We start from the raw sequence: 17955 nt of genomic DNA, 5'->3' as shown, positions 1-17955 counted from the left end.
GAAGGCGCGTCAAGCGACGAAAACAATGGCCAGGACCGTAAATGCCTCGTCAACCGTAGGTATCGCGTGGGCCACGCCCTGGAACCGATCTGGGACCGCGTTTCCACGAGGGGGCACCCGGGTTCAGAAAGCGGATGCGCTCGACCTTCGCCTCGGCGTACCTCTCGATGAGGTTCGTGAGCAGCAGCGTCTGCATGCCGCGGAGCTGCGTCGCCCAGGCTGTCGAGTCGCACTGGACGAGCAGCACGCCGTCCTCGATGTGCAGGGGCGTCGAATGCGCGGCCGTCTCCTTGCCGACGATCTCGGGCCACGCATCCATCAGCTCCGCCTGCTTGATGGGGCCGTTCCAGCCGAACTGCCTGGTGAGCGCCGCGAGAGCGGAACCAGCAGCGACAGGGTCCCGGCCGAAGCCGAAAGGCTCGGACAGGTCGGTGCCCTGCTCGTCCTTCGCCTTGGCGGCCAGTCGCCTGCGCAGGGAGGTCGTCTTCCCGCCGAAGACCTCCTTGAAGCGCGCGTAGACTTCCGCGCCCTCACTCATCGGCTTGGCCCGTCTGTATCGTTCCGGCGCTGATGCGGATGACCTGCGACCGCAGCCCCGCTGGCACATCTTCGAGGACCGCCGCGGTGATCAGGACCTGCTCGAAGTCGCCGATCGCCTCTGCAAGGCGCGATCGGCGCGAAGCATCGAGCTCGGCGAAGACGTCGTCGAGGATCAGGACGGGATCCCCAGCGCGCGACTCGCTCCGCACCAGCTCGGCAGCGGCGAGCTTGAGCGCGAGGGCGAACGACCAGGACTCCCCGTGGCTGGCCGTGACGCGGGCCGGCAAGCCGTTCAACCAGAAGACGGCGTCGTCGCGGTGCGGGCCCACGAGGCTCACTCCGCGCTCGAGCTCCCGAGGACGCATGGCAGCGAGCTGTGCTGTGAACCGCTCGCGGATCTCAGACGTCGTGACCTCGCCACCCTCGACCTCGGCCCCCTCGCCATCCGCGTCGCCCATCACAGAGGCTGCGTGCCCGAATGCCGACACCCGCATCGAGAGCGTCGGACGGTGGTCGGCGCCGACAAGACGCTGATATGAACCGGCGAGGTGAGGCAGGAGCCGGTCGCAGAGCAGCAGCCGCTCCGCGATGATCTGCGAGCCGAGCTCGAGCATTCGCTCATCCCACACGTCGAGCGTCGCGATCATCGCGCCGGACGATCGCGGCCCGCGCATGGAGCGGAGCAGGGAGTTCCGCTGCCGAAGCACACGCTCGTAGTCGGCGATGACACCGCCAAGTCTGGGCGAGTGGGTCACGAGCAGGGAGTCCAGGAACCGACGCCGCGCCCCGGGCTCGCCGCGAACGAGCGTCAGATCCTCCGGTGCGAACAGCACACTGGCAAAGTACCTGGCCAGGTCCCGAGACCGGACGTTCTGTCCGCCGACCCGCGCCTTGTTCGCACCCGAGCTCGCGATCTGCACGTCGAGGTGCAGCGAGCGCGTCTCGTGGGCCAGCTCCATCTTGACGACGGCGAACTCCTGGCCGAAGCGCACCAGCGCCTGGTCGCTCGAGACTCGGTGCGAACCGAGCGTGGCCAGGTATCCGATCGCCTCGACGAGGTTGGTCTTTCCCTGGCCGTTGGAACCGACGAACAGGTGAGCGCCGGGTCCAAGCGAGAGGTCGGCCGACTCGTAGTTCCTGAAGTCGTGCAGCTGCAGACGGGTGACGTGCACCGGTTACCGCATGAGCAGATTCGGCTGCAGCAGGTAGCGGTAGTTCGTCGACTCGCCTTCATCGCGCGAGGTCTGGCTCGTGAGCAGCACTGGTCCGGGCTTGTTGGGGTTCTCGGAGTTCGTGAACGCGATGCGAACGAACGGCGAGTGGATGGCCCCGACGCCGTCGAGCAGGAACTGCGGCTTGAGCGAGACGACCATGTCGTTCCCCTGGAGCACCGCGTCGAGGTTCTCGCTCGCCTGCGCCTGCTCGCTGCCGAGCGCTTCCAGGTGGAGTCCCTCGGTCGTGAACGTGAAGCGCAAGGCCGCCTCGCGCTCGAGGACGAGCTGCACGCGACGAACCGCGTCGACGATGTCGCTCACCGTGAGCACCGCGTAGTGCGGCGTCTCGGCGGGGAACAGACGCTCGACGGCCGGGAAGTTGCCCTTGATGAGCAGCGAGGTGACGGTCTTGTTGCCGGCAGAGAAGGCGATCAGCTCGCGGATGTCGTCCTTGACGAGGGTGATGGTGATCTCACCTGAGCTGCCGAGCGACTTGCCGACCTCGGCGAGCGTCTTCGCCGGCACGAGCGCCGTCTCGGTCTCCGTGAGCGAGCTCTGCCATTCGATCGTGCGAACGGCGACGCGGTAGCGGTCGGTTGCGACGAGGCTCATGGAGTCTGCCTGCAGGGAGAGGTTGACGCCCGTGATGACGGGGGCGACATCTTCACGGGAAGCGGCGACGGCGACCTGGGAGATGGCTTCCGAGAAGACATCGCCGGCGATGGAGCCGCTGGCACCCTCGACGACGGGAAGGCTCGGGAACTCCTCGATCGGCATCGTCGGGAGGTGGAACGAAGCGCTTCCACAGCGAATGACAACGCCGGAGTCGTCACGGCTCAGCTCGACGGGGGCCTGCGGGAGGCGGTTCGCGATGTCTGCGAGAAGACGACCCTGTACGAGGACCGCGCCGGGTTCCTGCACATCAGCGTCGATGCTGGTGCGGCTTGAGACCTCGTAGTCGAACGACGAGAGCGTGACGCCTGCCTCGCCGACCTCGACGACGACACCGCTGAGGATGGGGAGGGTCGGGCGCTGAGGCAGAAGCTTGACGACAAACGACACCGCATCGCTGAAGACGTCACGGTTGACAACAAACTTCACTAGGCGTTCCTCTCGTTGGAATGCCCCAATGGTAGCCGCCTCGATTCGGTGTGTTGTGACCGATCGCCCGTGCATCCTGTGATGCACGCAGCAGCATGCCCGAGGCGTCGCGCACGCGAAAATACCAGCCCGCCGACGTCCAGCCGACCACCGTCCATCGATGTCATCGACTCTCCCAATATCTATAGATTTCTTGTCATCATCGTATTAACAGCTGTGCACACTGTGGATAACTCCGAACTCACCAGCAGCCCCACGGGAACTACAAGAATGTAAGTTGTGGTCGAGCGGTGGACGCCCTGTGCACGCTGACGAGCACTGGGGTGCACAACTTCGTGGACTCCACAGCGTCGAGGGCGTTTTCCACAGTCCGTGCTCGCGTGTCGATTCCACAGTCCACAAGTTATCCACAGGCAAAAACGGCAAGAAAAACTCCACATCCGAGCACGTGGCGTCGTGATGTGGAGCAGATGGGTCGCTCAGGAGCGGCCGTTGCCGTTCTGGCGGATGCGCGCGGTGAGCTCGGTGACCTGGTTGTAGACGTCTCGTCGCTCGGTCATCAGCTTCGTGATCTTGCGGTGGGCGTACATGACCGTGGTGTGGTCCCGTCCGCCGAACAGCTGCCCGATCTTCGGGAGCGAGAGGTTCGTCATCTCCCTGCAGATGTACATGGCGATCTGCCTGCTCGTCGCGATCGCCTGAGAGCGGGACGAGCCGTAGAGGTCATCGACGGTCAGCTGGAAGTACGCGGCAGTGCGGTTGATGATGTCGACCGGAGACACGATGCCCGTGTCCTGGTCGGAGACCAGATCCTTCAGGACGGTCGAGACGAGCGCAAGATCGACCTTCTCGCCGTTGAGGTTCGCATACGCGGTGACTCTGATGAGCGTGCCCTCGAGTTCACGGATGCTGGAGGACACCCGTGCAGCGATGAACTCGAGCGCATCGTCGGGAATCAGGAGGTTGTCGACCTGCGACTTCTTCCTCAGGATGGCGATTCGCGTCTCGAGGTCAGGCGACTGCACGTCGGTGATGAGGCCCCACTCGAAGCGCGACCGCATCCGGTCCTCGAAGCCCGTCAGCTGCTTCGGTGGGAGGTCACTCGTGATCACGACCTGCTTGTTGTGCTCGTGCAGGGTGTTGAACGTGTGGAAGAAGGCCTCCTGCGTCGAGTCCTTGCCCTGGAGGAACTGGATGTCGTCGATGAGGAGGATGTCGTTGTCGCGGTAGCGCGCCTGGAACGACTGCGTCCTGTTGTTGGCGATCGAGTTGATGAAGTCGTTCGTGAACTCTTCGCTCGAGACGTACCTGACCTGGATGCCCGGATAGATCGACTCGGCGTAGTTGCCGATGGCGTGGAGCATGTGGGTCTTGCCTAGCCCGGAGCCGCCGTAGACGAAGAGGGGGTTGTACGAGCGAGCCGGTGCTTCCGCTACTGCGACCGCGGCAGCATGCGCGAATCGGTTCGACCCTCCGATGATGTAGTTGTCGAAGGTGTAGCGAGGGTTGAGGCGCGACTCCGGGTCTGGCTGCGTGCGCGCTCCCTGATCCGACGAGGAATGGAGGCCGGCCGCCTCCGACTCGACCACGGTGACGGAGCTCGTCGGCGCGGGAGCGGAGCGTGGTGGTGCCACCTCGATGTAGTCGTGCGAGTCCAGGGGCTCGCTCGCCGATGCTCGAGGCGCAGCATCCGGGTTGACGAGCACCGCGAAGGTCTTGATCTCGGACTCGTCGAGCTCAGCGATCGCGGCGAGCATCGGCACCCGCGCGCGCGTCTCGATCATCGTGCGAGTCATGTCGTTCGGGACTTCGAGGAGCAGGGCGCCGCTCATGACGCCCTTCGCCTCGACGAGGCCGAGGAACCCCAGAAGGGAAGCGGGGACGCGGTCGTCTTCACGCAGTGTGGAGAGCAGCGTCTGCCACGTCTCCGAAACGGGGTCGGTCACCGAAGCACTCCCCCCGTCCCTCTGTACTTCCCAGCTCCGCATCTCTGTGGGCCGGCGTTTCTTCTTGGCTGCGCACTCGCAGCATGGTCAACGCACCGGCCGTGTGGCACTGGTGCGCAAGTCATTGTGATCTACCCGGTGAGATATCCACAACTTCTGTGGACAAACGGGCGTCTGCCTGTGCATAACTCGCAGAGGTAGGGGTCCAGCCTACGCCGGATCAGGGCGTGCGCCAATCGCTTTCGCTGGGTCCGGCATGTCGCCGCTCCTCGGCACGAGCTCGTGAGCATAATGCGGGGCTTCTGGCGGCAGTTGACTGCCAGGCGCAGGTCACGTAGGTTAAGGCAGTTGTGCCCTTCGGTAGGGCACTTGTGAAAATCCGTACGGCGTCCGCCGATCGGGTCGTATCTTCCGGAGTTCTCATGTCGAAGCGTACTTTCCAGCCAAACAACCGCCGTCGCGCGAAGACCCACGGCTTCCGCCTGCGTATGCGCACCCGTGCGGGTCGCGCCATCCTCTCGGCTCGTCGCCGCAAGGGACGCACCGAGCTTTCCGCGTAGCTTCTTGCTTCCCTACGCGAACCGCGTCACGAAGGGCGATGACTACCAAGCCATCGTTCGACGCGGCGTTCGCGTGGGTGCTCGGGGAATCACGGTCAGCGTGCGCGAGCGCGACACCAACGACACACCTACTCGCTTCGGCTTCATTGTCTCGAAGCGGGTAGGTGTGGCCGTTGTGCGCAATCGCATCCGTCGTCGACTCAAAGCCGTCTCCAGGGAGCTTCTCCCTGAAGTGGGGTCGGGCTTCGACATCGTCTACCGCGTGCACCCCGAAGCAGCTGCGCTCGGATTCGAGGAGCTGCGGGAGCGTGCACGGTTCGGATCCTTACGAGGAGTGCGCCGTATCGCCGCCAGCGGCGACGAGAGTGCACCGAGAACCGTGAGCTCGAGCATCTGATGGGCGGCTCACTCCGCGCGGTCGCGCTGTTTCCCCGCAACGTCGTCATCGCTGTGCTCAACGGCTACCGGCTGTTGATCTCTCCGCTCTACGGAGATGTCTGCCGGTATCACCCCAGCTGCTCCGCGTACTCTTTAAGAGCCGTGCAGGTTCATGGCGTCCTCCGGGGCGGCTTCCTCACCGGGCGACGACTGGTTCGTTGCCACCCCTGGGCTGCCGGAGGCATTGACGACGTGCCAGAGCCTGAACACAGAACCACCACCACTACTGCCCACGGATTCGTAGTCCAGGGCAGCTAGCGGCATCTAAGAGAAAGACGTCACCACACTCATGGATATCCTCGGAACCATCCTGTGGCCGATCAAATGGGTCATCGAGCTCATCTTGGTCGGATTCCACTCGCTGTGGACGACGCTCGGTCTCGATGGCACAGACGGCTGGACCTGGATCCTGGCGATCCTCGGCCTCGTGCTCGTCGTCCGCTCCGCCATGATTCCCCTCATGGTGAAGCAGGTGAAGTCCCAGCGAGCCATGATGGATGTCGCTCCTGAGATCAAGAAGATCCAGGACAAGTACAAGGGCAAGCGCGACCAGTTCTCCATGGAGGCGATGCGCCGCGAGACCATGGCGGTCTACCAGCGCACCGGCTCGAACCCCATGGCTGGCTGCTGGCCGCTCCTCGTGCAGATGCCGATCTTCTTCGGCCTGTTCTCCGTGCTCAACGGCGCGCAGCACAACACGGTGGGTGTCGGCCTCCTCAACCAGGAGCTCGCCACATCCTTCTCGCAGGCAGACATCTGGGGCGCACCGCTGAGTGCGACGTTCCTCAACAACGACGGCAACGTCGGAGTGCAGATCCTCGCCGGCGTCATGGTCGTCGTGATGACGGTCTCCCAGTTCATCACCCAGAAGCAGATCACCTCGAAGAACGTGTCGCAGGCGACCAAGGAGTCGCCGATGTACCGCCAGCAGCAGATGCTGCTGTACATCCTGCCGCTCACGTTCCTGGTATCCGGTGTCATGTTCCCGCTCGGTGTCATGACGTACTGGCTCATCTCGAACTTCTGGACGATGGGGCAGCAGTACATCATCATCCGCAACATGCCGACGCCCGGCTCTGAAGCCGCGAAGGCTCGCGAGGACCGGCTCAAGGCTCGGGGCAAGTGGGTCGAGCCTGAGCGCAAGGACGCCAAGGGCAACGTCATCATCGAGGCACCCGTCCAGCAGCCGGTGCAGCGAACGCAGCCCGTGTCGAAGAACAGGGCCAAGAAGAAGGCCTCCGGCGGCAAGCCGAGCGGTGGCACCTCGTCGGGCAAGAGCAGCCCACCTGCCAAGAAGTAGCTCCCCAACTCTCGCTGCCACACTGTTTAAGGAACCCGCATGACTGAAGCAACTCCTGAGACCATCCCCGCGGATGTCAGCACACCGGACTCGCGTGACGACGGTGACATCGCGGCGGATTACCTTGAGGAGCTGCTGGACATCAGCGACGTCGACGGTGACCTCGACATCGAGGTTCGCGAGTCTCGCACGTACATCTCCGTGAACTCAGACGGTGAGTCGAACCTCTCGAAGCTCGCGGATGGCGAGACGGTTGATGCTCTCCAGCACTTGACTCGTCTGGCCGTCCAAGCCGAGACCGGAGAGTTCTCGAGACTCATTCTGGACATCGGCGGCTCGCGCGACGCGCGACGCACCGAGCTCGTCGGTCTCGTCGACCGGGCCGTGACTCGCATCGAAGAAGGCGCCTCATCGGCTGCGCTTCCCCCGATGTCGTCCTACGAGCGGAAGATCGTGCACGACATCGTCTCGGAGCGTGGCTACGTGTCCGAGTCGGAGGGCGAGGCGCGTGAGCGTCACACCGTCATCCGCCCAGTCGCGTCTGCCTGATCTAGGACTTATCCACAGGAGTTTCCACAGGCGAGAGTGCGCTCCTCGGCGAGTTCTGCACCTTCCCTCGTTAAAAGCCTGGTCAGGCGCTTATTCCAGGCGATTTGACTCTTGACCCGCCTCGATCCCGCGTTCTCCACAAAGTTATCCACAGCTTTGTTGTCCGTGGACGACTGTCAGGCGGGTGCGGTCGCCGCCGCACGTGTCAGACTGGTTCGAGCTGATTGCGGGAGGCACTGCAGTCTGGCGTCAACATTCACGTTCGAGAGGGATCTCCCGTATGACTGAGCAGCCGACCGAGGTCGAGGTCGAGCCGGCGATCGCCGCCGAGCTCTTCGCTGACCGTATCGACCTTGCGCGGGCGTTCACGTCCGACCTCGCCCAGTACGGGGAGCAGCTCGGTCTGGTTGGACCCCTCGAGTACCCGCGGTTGTGGACGCGCCATATCGTGAACTCGGTGCTCATGGCGCCGCTGCTCCGTCCGGGCCTCGTCGGAGACATCGGCTCTGGTGCTGGCTTGCCGGGTATCGTGCTCGCCATCGCACGTCCTGATGTCAACTTCGTGCTGATCGAGCCGATGGAGCGTCGTACCGACTGGCTGCAGCGTGAGGTGGATGCGCTTGCCCTCGAGAACGTGCAGGTGCGTCGTGCTCGTGCCGAAGAGGTCCACGATGAGTTCACGTTCGACCAGCTGACAGCCCGAGCAGTTTCAGCTCTGAGCAAGCTGATCCCGATCACGGTTCCGCTCGTCCGCTCAGGCGGCGAATTGGTCTTCCTCAAGGGACGCTCCGCAGAAGCGGAGATCGAGAAGGCCAGCAAGGTGATTCGCAAGTTCGGACTCATCGATGTTCGCGTCGAAGAACTCGGGGAAGAGCTGGACACCGAGACGACGCGAGTTATTCGCGCGACGGTCGACTGACTGCTCTCGTTCGGACGTCCTCAGAGTCACAGTTAAACGCTGACTCTTTGTATCGGTGGAGTTCGATGCAGCTTGGTTTTCTTCGTGAACAACACGGGCGCGGTATTTATCTCACGTGAATCTGCCGGTCATTGTCGATCAGGTGTCCCGAAGTCGGATTCTTGGTCTGTCGGTGTTGAATCCGCACGGAATAGCGTGCCGTAGCTCTGGAATCGGAGTCAGTCGGTCAGACGCGAACCGTTCTCGCTCATAGATGCCCCAGGCGCCGTCCCCACGTCACCTGACGCCAACCTCGATCAGTTGCAAGAGCCCCTCGCAGAGGCACTCGAACTCGGGTCATCGAGCCCTACGAGCTCCCGACTCCCGAACTGTGTGCTCCTGACACATTCGTATGAAGCTCTTCGTCAACGGCGGCTGTTTCACGTGAAACGGTGGATTTTCGTGGCGCATTGTTATCCAGAAGGCCTATGCGCCGCGAAACCGTCGCTCGCTGCGCAGCCATGAGTCGGGCCTGACCACCGTCTGACCGACGTGGCTCATGGCGGCGCCACGGGGGTGTGGGGGTTCAGATGCCTTGGAAGCGTGCCCCGGACATTGACGGACTCGGAGAGCTGACCGCGGCAGTGCCGATCGTGGTGTGGTGGTGGGCGGCAAATTCTCTTGTCTGTCGCCCTTAGCCCTGTCGCTCTCTGCTATCGCTCTCTGCTATCGCTCTCTGCCCGTTGCTCTTTAGGGAGGTGTAGAAGGGCACATGACGGCTCGAGCCTTCATGGCGCACGCCGAAGACAGTCCAGAGCGAGTGCAGGAAGTCTGAGGCCGCTGTGACCGCCCTGAACCGCCCCCGACCGCCCCGACGCGGTTCACTGATCTCTGAAGTCTCGCGTGCCATCGCCGTGCTGGCGCGAGGAAGGCTACGTGGCGAGCTTGCGGCCAGCTACTGGTCACGGCGGGCTGCGGGCTGCGGGCGACAGACGAATGGCGGTGGGGGTGCGGTTCCGGTTCAGTTGGGGCGATACAGGTATGGGCACGGGGTAGGGGCAGAGGAAGGAGGAGAGCGTCCGAGTCGGTAGCGTCTGCAAATCGAGGCGCGGCGCGTGAAAGCCGGCATTGTCACTGTCCGTCCACAAGCTTGTGGGAGCGCGCGTTGGGCGCTGGAAGCTGGTCTGGTGTGGAGATAGCTTCACTGTCACTGTCACTGTCACTGTCACTGTGACTGTGACTGTGACTGTGACCCTGCCCCTCTCGTTGCCCCTGTCCGTGCGCGGATCGGCGTTGGCTGTCTAGGTGGGGTGCGGTGCTGCTTCCAATCGTCTGGTTACCCGTGTGGGGGCACAGACCTGGCTGTGGGACCGTACCCGCTCGGGACTACCAAGTGCGATTGCGTCGATAATGAGCTCACGTGAGCCGCTCGATGTTCGGTCCCGTCGCGGGCAGTGCCTGCACATGACTATGTTCACGTGATCGAACTCGTGACTTCAACCAGTCTCGATGTCTTGTCTTCAAATCGTTCCACGTGAAACATCGTGCAATTCAGGATCCAAGATCGAGGATTCCGCGGTGGCCGGCAGTTGAGCTCCTCGCACAGTTTCAGAACTTCCTTGATCAAGACGGGCCGGTCGTCCCGTTGTCGATCTCACTACTGTTCATTCCAGGAACGGCTTGTGTTTGTTTCACGTGAAACGACGGTGGTCGGACCGTCACAACGCTCAGGCCCAGGCTTGCAAGCTCGTGGTCACCCGATCGGGACATCGAGCTCGCGCACCCGCGTACTCCCGCACCCGGGTACTCGCTCGTTGAAGCGAGGAGGAAGTACTAGGCAAATAGGGTGCGTGCAATGCCTCGTACGCAGCCTGTTGGAATGACCATTGGGCTGAGCAAGCGCGTACACCCATGGATCTCCCAAGGCACTGCCGATCGGATTCCCTCTGCCCCCAGTGGCCCGAAGTCCTGGGGACCACTCTCACCATGGGTTGGGAGAGGGGATGGGATGAGATTGAGCGGGCCAGCCGAAGCATATCGACCGTGTGAGTTTGCGGTCTGGAGTCCGAATCAAAATCAGCGACAGCACTAGGGGTGCCAAGTTGAACTGCGTCTCTGCGTCTCTGCGTCTCTGCGTCTCTGCGTCTCTGCGGCGGCCTAGCGGCCTAGCGGCCTAGTGATGCAGTGATTCATTGACTCAGCTGCGTGAAGTTCCGAGCGTTGACATTCGATGTGTCCGATCTCAATCGCACGCCGGAACCCAGTCGCGGCAAATTGGATCCAAGCTCGCGACCGCTGGGGCCGGCTAACGGTTGGTGGAGCGCGAGAGTAGTACTGCTTCCTTTGGGCCGTAGGCCCGGGCGTTCTGAGTCGCTGCACTTCGCCTCGTTCGGAAGGATACGGATCGTGTGACTGAGAGGGTTCGCGAGAATGCGATTGTCATCGAATCAGGCGCGGCAGCAGAGTCCCAGACAGGTGCAACGACTGAACTGTGGATCGTAACCGCGGCGCGAAGTGGGTAGCGGTCCTGCTCCGGCTGTAGGTAGTGAGAGTCTCTAGGGCGGTGTGTTCCACGTGAAACGGATGATTGTTGGCGCTTGAAGCTAGAGCACCATGACTCGAACACCATGAGGAGCCGGTGTCGCCTCGTTGTCGATTAGCGGGCTCCAGCAGCCGGCCGTCGCCGAATACTGGATGTTCAGCGGCGGCATCTGGTCCTCTCTGTGGGGCGGAGCGGAGTTTTCCACGGGGCTCAAAGAATTCAGCTCGTCGAGCGCGCCGGCTGGGCTCACCGGCCTTGGGTAAGGGCGCAGAGCTCGGAACAGTGCCACCTTGTCGATCTGAGACTCTTGTCTGTCGACGAGTTGAGAGTGCTCTCTACGCCGTGGCCGGACTCGATTCAGCTCCAAGTAGAGAAATAGGAAAAGAGAACCTCAGGTCAGCCACCCACCATGTGGGAGATCTATCGGGACGCGTCGGGCAGCGGGCCGGAGGAACGGTGTCATCCCAGCCGCGAATCCTGAGATGAGGGCTGTGTTCCACGTGAAACAGAACGTGACGGCTGACGACTGACAGCTGACAGATCGAGTCACGTCTCGGGCGATGATGATCGTGCGCAGAGGCCGTTCGCATAAACTAATGCAACGGAGTGGGCCGCCCTGCCAAACCGCATTTGTGTAAGCGTCGATGGTCCATCTCTCAACAGTGATCTGCTCCGCGATCGACACCGACGGGAGTTCTCGATCGATATCGGCATGAGTCGCCGTTGACTGTCCGTCTCCAGGTGCTCAAGCAGTGAGGTCAGGGTAGTTCCGGTGCCCGTGGCTGCCAGAGGTTCTGATCCGTGAGAGCGAGGACGGCAGTCACGGATTGCGGCTCGTGCGAATGAACGCTTCGGGCCAACTGCAACACAGTCCTACAGGTCAATCGGGCCCGCCCGAGTTTTGGGAGTGAATTGCGTTCCACGTGACGTCACGTGAACGCTCAGGAAGGCACCGTCCAGTGGAGAAGGAACGACAGCTTGGTGAGATGCGCCCAGAGTCATGCTGGCTGGCCTCGTCAACGGTTCGCCGTTAGCGGCTGCTGCACTGGGGCTCGACCACCGTATTGAGCGCTAGGAATGCGCCCCGTTTCACGTGAAACTGGTCTGCTAGCTGGGTCACCTGAACTCTCAAACAGCAGCAAATGCCAAATGGCAACAAGTAACAGCACCTCTGGATCATGGCACGTCTGTGCCGCGAGTGATCGGAGTAGGTTGAGAACAGGGGCTTGCTGGCGAGGTTCAAGGGTGGGCGTAGGGGGCTGAGAGGCTCCCGCAGTGCTGACAGTCGACTGGTGTGGTGGAGTCTGGGTCCCAGTACTGGACAGCCATGGAACAAATGGAGTGGTCCGACGGGACTCGATTAGGTTCCTCATATGGGTTGCGTGAGGTACTCATGTTCAACCGCTACCGACCCACGGGTACCCCGCGGTTGTGCTGCAACGTGGAATCGGCATGACACAAGACAGGGAGTGAAGGCGTTGGCGAAAGCAGTCGGTAGCCGAAGTTGAATTAGGCCCGTGGTTCCAGTCGTGACCGTCGCCGTGAGGTGCAGTTGCGATCCGCTGGTGTTCGGAGCTCATCATGGAGCCCTCATCACATGACCGGCGTGCGCTCGGCTATCCCTTGAATCTCAGCGTCCGATGGCCTTGTTTCTGAGCGCCGGACCGGACTCTTCGTTTCGAACTTCGAGGTCTCGCACTTGCGAGGTCCGGTGCTCATTCTGCGGCCCGCACAACCCGCGGACGTGGATATTGGAGTCCTCACACTCTTGTCGTGTCTTCCAGGTCGAGCCGTGCGGCTTTGTAGCTGTCGGGAGCTTGAGACCCGACCTGGCTTGAGGCCCGAACCGAGCTGTCAGCCCTCGGGTTCTGTTCCACGTGAAACGAAGCCAATAAATACCTTCGTCTCGGGGTCTGTGGAAGGGGGCGATCCATTAAGTCCCATCGTCACAAACAAGGCAGTCCCGTGGGACGTGTAGCTGAGTGGTCGAATCTCGTCGACCGTCGGTCCGTCCCATCAGGCCCTGTGAGCGGGCCCATACTGGGCCCCAGCAGGGCCGCCGCCTAGGGTCTGGGCGCAGGCTGATCGTGCAACGGACCAGAGCAGAACCAGCCTCTTTCACGTGTTTCACGTGGAACGAATCGTGAACGCCTAGCCCGCTGGGTGAGACCGAAGCCACGTGTGAAGTACTAGCCTCGGCTCGGCATTTCCAGCGAAGCAAAATACGCAGAGCAGGATGCACGTGAAAGCGTTTGCTGGGCGAGACACGGAGCCCATGCTGCGTCGCGGCGGGCATTAGACGAAGAAGCGTGAATGCTCATGGGCTCTTAGGGGCGCCGTACCGCGGAGATCTCGTTCCACAGTCTCCTTACCCGCACTGCGTGTGCGCAGTTGTTTGACTAATGATTGTCGCCGCATTTCGGGCCCGTAGTGGCGTTTGAGTGGTGGCGGGTGACTAGCCGAGGTGTCAACGAAGTGCCCGCGCCGGTGCATACAGGGGGTGGTAGTTTCCCTTCGCCAGCTGCATCGCGATCCTGTTCGTCGACGTTGGGCGCCGTCGCCGGCTGAACATCAACGATTCGCTCCAGTGGTGAGGGTGGGTGCCTCGTAAGAGGGTCGCAAACCCCTTGCTAGTCTCTTGGCCCCCGCAGAGACGGTGGCGGGCGCCAAACAGTGGTGGGCTCACGTCCTCCGTGTGTTCCACGTGAAACGGACTGCAGTGATGACGCTGACTTCCTTCAGAGCGATTGAAGGAGGTCAGCGGGTCAAGGTCACAGGTCAATGAGAGCCGGCGATCAAATCAACACAGGGATCTCGCGCGCAGGCGGCGAATGAGATCGAGTACTCTCCATCTCTCCGTTTCTCCATGTCTCCGTCGCGTCGTCTCTTTGTGTTCCGCGTCCCCGTTGTGTGCTGTGGGGCTATGGGACCCTGCGGTTTGGTCTGCTGGCCCCTCAGTGTGCTGTCGTGACTTGTGTCCGAAGTCCACGCTGATTTGCGTCTCTGACTGACTGGACTGGTGCCGAGGAGAGAGAGCAGACTAGGGCAGTCCTCCTGTAGCGGCCGGAGCTCATTGGTTCCGTGGCCTGAGGAAGAGGTGAGTGTCCCATCGGGCTTATTTCGGCAGCCTCTATCGGTCCTGTCCTCAGATCGTTGCTCCTCGCCACTACTGCGGCAGCGATGATGACAACCATGGGTCGGCCCACTGGGACGAACTTGCGCGTCGCACACAGGAGGGTGACATTGGGCAACCCCGATTCAGGCCTGTCGAAAGCTCTAAGGTTCGGTCCGTCCTCAAGCTCTTCTTGCGCACCATGATCATCGGTCTTCAGTCGACGGTCGGTTCTGAGGTCGAGTGCGGGCTCGCTCGGGAACATTGAAGGACGGGGTAGCTTGGGTGCAATTCCGGCCGTTCCACGTGAAACGTAGTCGTCGAGGTGAATGGACGTCTGTTGAGTGGCGCGCCTCTCCCTTCGCGCAGATTGCCCGCCACTGCAGTGGCCGGGGTGCGGTTCGAGTCCACTGAGGCGCACACAGCCGTGTGCCCGTTGGTGGACCAGGTCGTGCTCCTGCTTCGGCCTCCGCTTCCGCGGCGCCGGTTGTATCTCTGAGCTGCGGAGGGGCAGGCCACGCCGTCGCTCACGACAACAACAAGGACGCCGGCCTCCTGACTGCCCGGTCGGTCGTGCTGGTCTCGCTGATCCCTCCCACTTCAAAGCCCGTAGGTCTGGTCAGCAGCAGGGTCCGCAGATCCGTTCGACAACGAGTCCCGACGGGCTGCAGAATCCAGTTCCGCCCCGTGATGGCTCGCCGGGTCCTTGGCCCCTCGCCATCGGCTTCTCTTCTGAAGGTCCGGGTGCTGTTGGCGGTAGACGGTGCGGTCGACGCGGGATGCGCCTACCGCGTTCGGATCGGATTCAACGCAGGGTGCTACGCAGTCCAGTTACACGGTCCTGAGCTTCGCATCAGGGCGAGTAAAAATGCACGGCGGCGAGCTGTTCGTGCTCGCGGAGGAATGGGAGCGGGTGCCAGGCAGGCACCCGTGCTTTCGTGCAGTTACCCGATGACCAGCGTTTCACGTGAAACACAAACCGTTCGTGGGTCCTTGAGTTCGTGGATCCGCTCCGTGGGTCCGTGGGTGTGTCGCGCGTGCGCCACTTCCCCTCACCTCACTCCTGGGGGCTCCAAGTTTGAGGCTACGAGGAGGGCGGGCTTGGGCATGGGCGAGTTCGAGTTGGCTGGTCGAGCCTTTTCTGATCCCGCTAGGACCAGCTCTCGGTGTCAGCTGTCTCCACGACACCTCAACCCTCTAGCTGAAGTTGATGATCCCAGGCCTATGTTCCACGTGAAACCAACTACCCCCACCGCGGTGCACTGATTCCACAAGCCTGAGCGTCACCGCGTTTCCGCGTGCGATCTGGGGCACAATTGAGACGTCTACTTGAGGGAGAGCATTCTTGAAAGCTTCATCTGCCGGCGATGCCGCTTCGCCACCAGCGTCGCAGCTCGACGATTCACCGCTCGCCACGGCTCTCTCTGAACTGAACCAGCGGAGAAAGAGCCTCGTCAAGCGAGAGGTTCCCCTCCCCGATCACACGCGCATCTTCACGATCTCCAACCAGAAGGGTGGAGTCGGGAAGACAACAACCGCGGTCAACCTCGCGGCGGCCCTCGCGACGCTCGGCGCCCGCGTTCTGGTCATAGACCTGGACCCACAAGGCAATGCTTCTACTGCGCTCGGTATCGAACACCGTGGTGAGACCGCGGGAACCTACGAGGCTCTCCTCGACGGAGAACCGCTCAGCGAGCTCATGCAGCAGTGCCCAGACATCGACACCCTCTGGTGCGTGCCGGCGACACTGGACCTGGCGGGCGCAGAAATCGAGCTCGTCAACCTCGACAAGCGCGACTACCGCTTGCGTCAGGCAATCGCTGGGCTGCTCGACGAGACCACAGGCACTGACCAGGAATTCCACTACGTCTTCATCGACTGCCCTCCCTCGCTCGGCCTGTTGACCATCAACGCCTTCGTCGCTGCGCGAGAGGTACTCATCCCCATCCAGTGCGAGTATTACGCCCTTGAGGGACTCGGACAGTTGATCTCGAACCTCAATCTCCTGTCACAGGACCTCAACCCGCAGCTTCGACTCACGACGATCCTGCTGACGATGTACGACGGGCGCACCAACCTGTCGCAGGAGGTCGCCGCCGACGTTCGAGAGCACTTCCCACAGGAGACGCTGAAGGTTGCGATTCCTCGCACCGTCCGTATCTCGGAAGCCCCGAGCTTCGGCAAGACCATCATTTCCCACGAACCAACCTCGACCGGCGCGATCGCGTATCTCGAAGCGGCCGTCGAAATCGCCCAGCGAGGAGCATAAACAACATGGCTACAAAAAAACGGACCGGACTCGGTCGGGGCATCGGGGCCCTCATCCCCACGTCAGACCGAGGTGCATCACGCCCCTCCGACGTCTTCTTCGACAGTGACACACCTGCTTATCCCACGACTGCATCGACGCGTACCAATGCAGGAAAAGAGGCGACAACGGTCGCGTCTGATGCCGCGGCGGCCGAAGAGGCGGCATCAGACGACGCCAAGACCGCAGAGACGGGTACGGAAACGAAGCCCCCCGCGACTCGTGCAAGTCGTGCGAGAGCGGCAACGACCAAGGCCCCAACGGCCAAGGTGTCTGCTGCCAAGACACCTGCTGCCAAGTCTTCTACTGCCAAGGCCCCTGCCGGAGCCAAGGCCCGCACCACAGCTGCGAAGGCAGCTTCAGGCACCCCCTCGACTCCGAAGATCGAGGCTGAATCGAAGAAGATCGATTCAACCAGCATGGTCGACGACACCCAGGAGCTCACGAGCACCAGCGCACCCGCGCCGGAGCGTTCGCCCGAAGCGCTCGATGCAACTGCAGCGCCGAGTACCGCTGACAGCGACAACGGCGTCGACGGAGACGGCCTTATCGAGATCCCTGGTGCGACCCTGCGCGCCCTGGACCCGAGCCGGATCGTTCCGAACGCGCACCAGCCTCGAACCGAGTTCGACGAGGCCGCGCTGCAGGAGCTCATCATCTCCGTCCGCGAGTTCGGGGTTCTCCAGCCGATCGTCGTTCGCCCGATCCCGGCCGACCACCCGCTCCGCGACGAAGCCGACTTCGAGCTCATCATGGGTGAGCGTCGCCTGCGGGCGACGAAGGCAGCCGGTCTCTCGAGCATCCCGGCCGTCATCCGCAATACCGAAGACGACGTCATGCTGCGTGACGCGCTCCTCGAGAACCTGCACCGGAGTCAGCTCAACCCGCTTGAAGAGGCGTCCGCGTACCAGCAGCTCCTCAACGACTTCGGGATCACGCAGGAGGTGCTCGCGGAACGAATCGGTCGATCGCGCCCGCAGATCAGCAACACGCTGCGCCTCCTTCGGCTTCCGTTGGAAGTTCAGCGTCGCGTCGCAGCCGGTGTGCTCTCAGCAGGCCACGCCCGTGCGATCCTCAGCGCCGGCGAACCGGCAGCCATGCAGCAGCTCGCCGACAAGATCGTCAACGAGGACCTGAGCGTTCGCTCGGCCGAAGCTGCCGCCGCCAAGTCGAGCAGCGCCAAGGCAGACACCCAGGCGCCCATCCACAAGGAGCCCCGCAGCGGCCTCACCGGGTACCTCGACGAGATCGGCGAGCAGCTCGGTGACCGCCTCAACACTCGCGTCAAGGTCACCCTGCGGCGCACCAAGGGCCAGATCGTCGTCGACTTCGCCTCCATCGCGGACCTGAATCGGATCCTCGAGGAGCTCGGGGAGTCGGCACCCGGCAAGTAGCTCGGCCCACGTCGGCGCCGCACCTGGCGGCGCCGACAGCCTGCCCGTCTCCC

Annotated in this window: 12 protein-coding genes; 8 read left to right on the top strand and 4 right to left on the bottom strand. The window is 62.6% G+C overall.

Annotated features, from left to right (window positions below):
- Window positions 1–49: 49 nt before the first annotated feature.
- The 4 genes from C5E07_RS15100 to dnaA form a co-directional block, all read right to left on the bottom strand.
- Window positions 50–538 (bottom strand): DUF721 domain-containing protein, encoded by a 489-nt coding sequence (locus C5E07_RS15100; RefSeq protein WP_104244036.1) that lies wholly within the window; start codon window positions 536–538, stop codon window positions 50–52.
- Entirely contained in the window at window positions 531–1712 is a 1182-nt protein-coding gene (gene recF / locus C5E07_RS15095; protein WP_104300346.1) for a DNA replication/repair protein RecF, read from the bottom strand. Before recF ends, C5E07_RS15100 begins: the two co-directional genes overlap by 8 nt.
- A 3-nt stretch (window positions 1713–1715) precedes the next feature.
- Window positions 1716–2855 (bottom strand): DNA polymerase III subunit beta, encoded by a 1140-nt coding sequence (dnaN, locus tag C5E07_RS15090; protein ID WP_104244032.1) that lies wholly within the window; start codon window positions 2853–2855, stop codon window positions 1716–1718.
- A gap of 479 nt (window positions 2856–3334) precedes the next feature.
- Window positions 3335–4801 (bottom strand): chromosomal replication initiator protein DnaA, encoded by a 1467-nt coding sequence (gene dnaA, locus C5E07_RS15085; RefSeq protein WP_258063979.1) that lies wholly within the window; start codon window positions 4799–4801, stop codon window positions 3335–3337.
- 422 nt (window positions 4802–5223) lie between these two features.
- Here dnaA and rpmH point away from each other — a divergent pair, with 422 nt between their 5' ends.
- The 8 genes from rpmH (at window position 5224) to C5E07_RS15035 (ending at window position 17902) form a co-directional block, all read left to right on the top strand.
- Window positions 5224–5361, top strand: coding sequence for a 50S ribosomal protein L34 (gene rpmH, locus C5E07_RS15080; RefSeq protein ID WP_068484134.1), 138 nt, complete (start codon window positions 5224–5226; stop codon window positions 5359–5361).
- 4 nt (window positions 5362–5365) lie between these two features.
- A complete protein-coding gene (rnpA, locus tag C5E07_RS15075; protein WP_104300342.1) occupies window positions 5366–5758 on the top strand; it encodes a ribonuclease P protein component in 393 nt (130 codons plus the stop codon).
- Window positions 5758–6057, top strand: a complete 300-nt coding sequence (gene yidD / locus C5E07_RS15070; protein WP_104244026.1) for a membrane protein insertion efficiency factor YidD — start codon at window positions 5758–5760, stop codon at window positions 6055–6057. The genes rnpA and yidD overlap by 1 nt, the downstream gene beginning before the upstream one ends.
- A gap of 31 nt (window positions 6058–6088) precedes the next feature.
- A complete protein-coding gene (gene yidC / locus C5E07_RS15065) occupies window positions 6089–7099 on the top strand; it encodes a membrane protein insertase YidC (protein WP_104244024.1) in 1011 nt (336 codons plus the stop codon).
- A gap of 39 nt (window positions 7100–7138) precedes the next feature.
- Window positions 7139–7648, top strand: coding sequence for a R3H domain-containing nucleic acid-binding protein (locus tag C5E07_RS15060; RefSeq protein ID WP_104300340.1), 510 nt, complete (start codon window positions 7139–7141; stop codon window positions 7646–7648).
- Between the two features lie 280 nt (window positions 7649–7928).
- Window positions 7929–8567, top strand: a complete 639-nt coding sequence (rsmG, locus tag C5E07_RS15055) for a 16S rRNA (guanine(527)-N(7))-methyltransferase RsmG (RefSeq protein ID WP_104244020.1) — start codon at window positions 7929–7931, stop codon at window positions 8565–8567.
- Window positions 8568–15545: 6978 nt separating this feature from the next.
- The gene (locus tag C5E07_RS15050) at window positions 15546–16469 is read left to right on the top strand and encodes a ParA family protein (protein WP_104244018.1); all 924 of its coding nucleotides are present in this window, start codon (window positions 15546–15548) and stop codon (window positions 16467–16469) included.
- 458 nt (window positions 16470–16927) lie between these two features.
- Window positions 16928–17902, top strand: coding sequence for a ParB/RepB/Spo0J family partition protein (locus C5E07_RS15035; protein WP_104300630.1), 975 nt, complete (start codon window positions 16928–16930; stop codon window positions 17900–17902).
- The last annotated feature ends 53 nt before the right edge of the window (window positions 17903–17955 follow it).

Origin of the sequence: Pseudoclavibacter sp. RFBJ3 (assembly GCF_002931375.1) — a bacterium.
Taxonomy (GTDB): domain Bacteria; phylum Actinomycetota; class Actinomycetes; order Actinomycetales; family Microbacteriaceae; genus Pseudoclavibacter.
The sequence above is the reverse complement of the archived record's forward strand: the minus strand, read 5'-3'. Positions and strand labels throughout refer to the sequence as shown.

What these genes read in the sequence shown, in the direction of transcription:
- C5E07_RS15035 (WP_104300630.1), top strand. Translation starts at nt 16,928, where the DNA reads ATGGTCGACGACACCCAGGAGCTCACGAGCACCAGCGCACCCGCGCCG.
- yidC (WP_104244024.1), top strand. Translation starts at nt 6,089, where the DNA reads ATGGATATCCTCGGAACCATCCTGTGGCCGATCAAATGGGTCATCGAG.
- C5E07_RS15100 (WP_104244036.1), bottom strand. Translation starts at nt 538, where the DNA reads ATGAGTGAGGGCGCGGAAGTCTACGCGCGCTTCAAGGAGGTCTTCGGC.
- rpmH (WP_068484134.1), top strand. Translation starts at nt 5,224, where the DNA reads ATGTCGAAGCGTACTTTCCAGCCAAACAACCGCCGTCGCGCGAAGACC.
- rsmG (WP_104244020.1), top strand. Translation starts at nt 7,929, where the DNA reads ATGACTGAGCAGCCGACCGAGGTCGAGGTCGAGCCGGCGATCGCCGCC.
- yidD (WP_104244026.1), top strand. Translation starts at nt 5,758, where the DNA reads ATGGGCGGCTCACTCCGCGCGGTCGCGCTGTTTCCCCGCAACGTCGTC.
- C5E07_RS15060 (WP_104300340.1), top strand. Translation starts at nt 7,139, where the DNA reads ATGACTGAAGCAACTCCTGAGACCATCCCCGCGGATGTCAGCACACCG.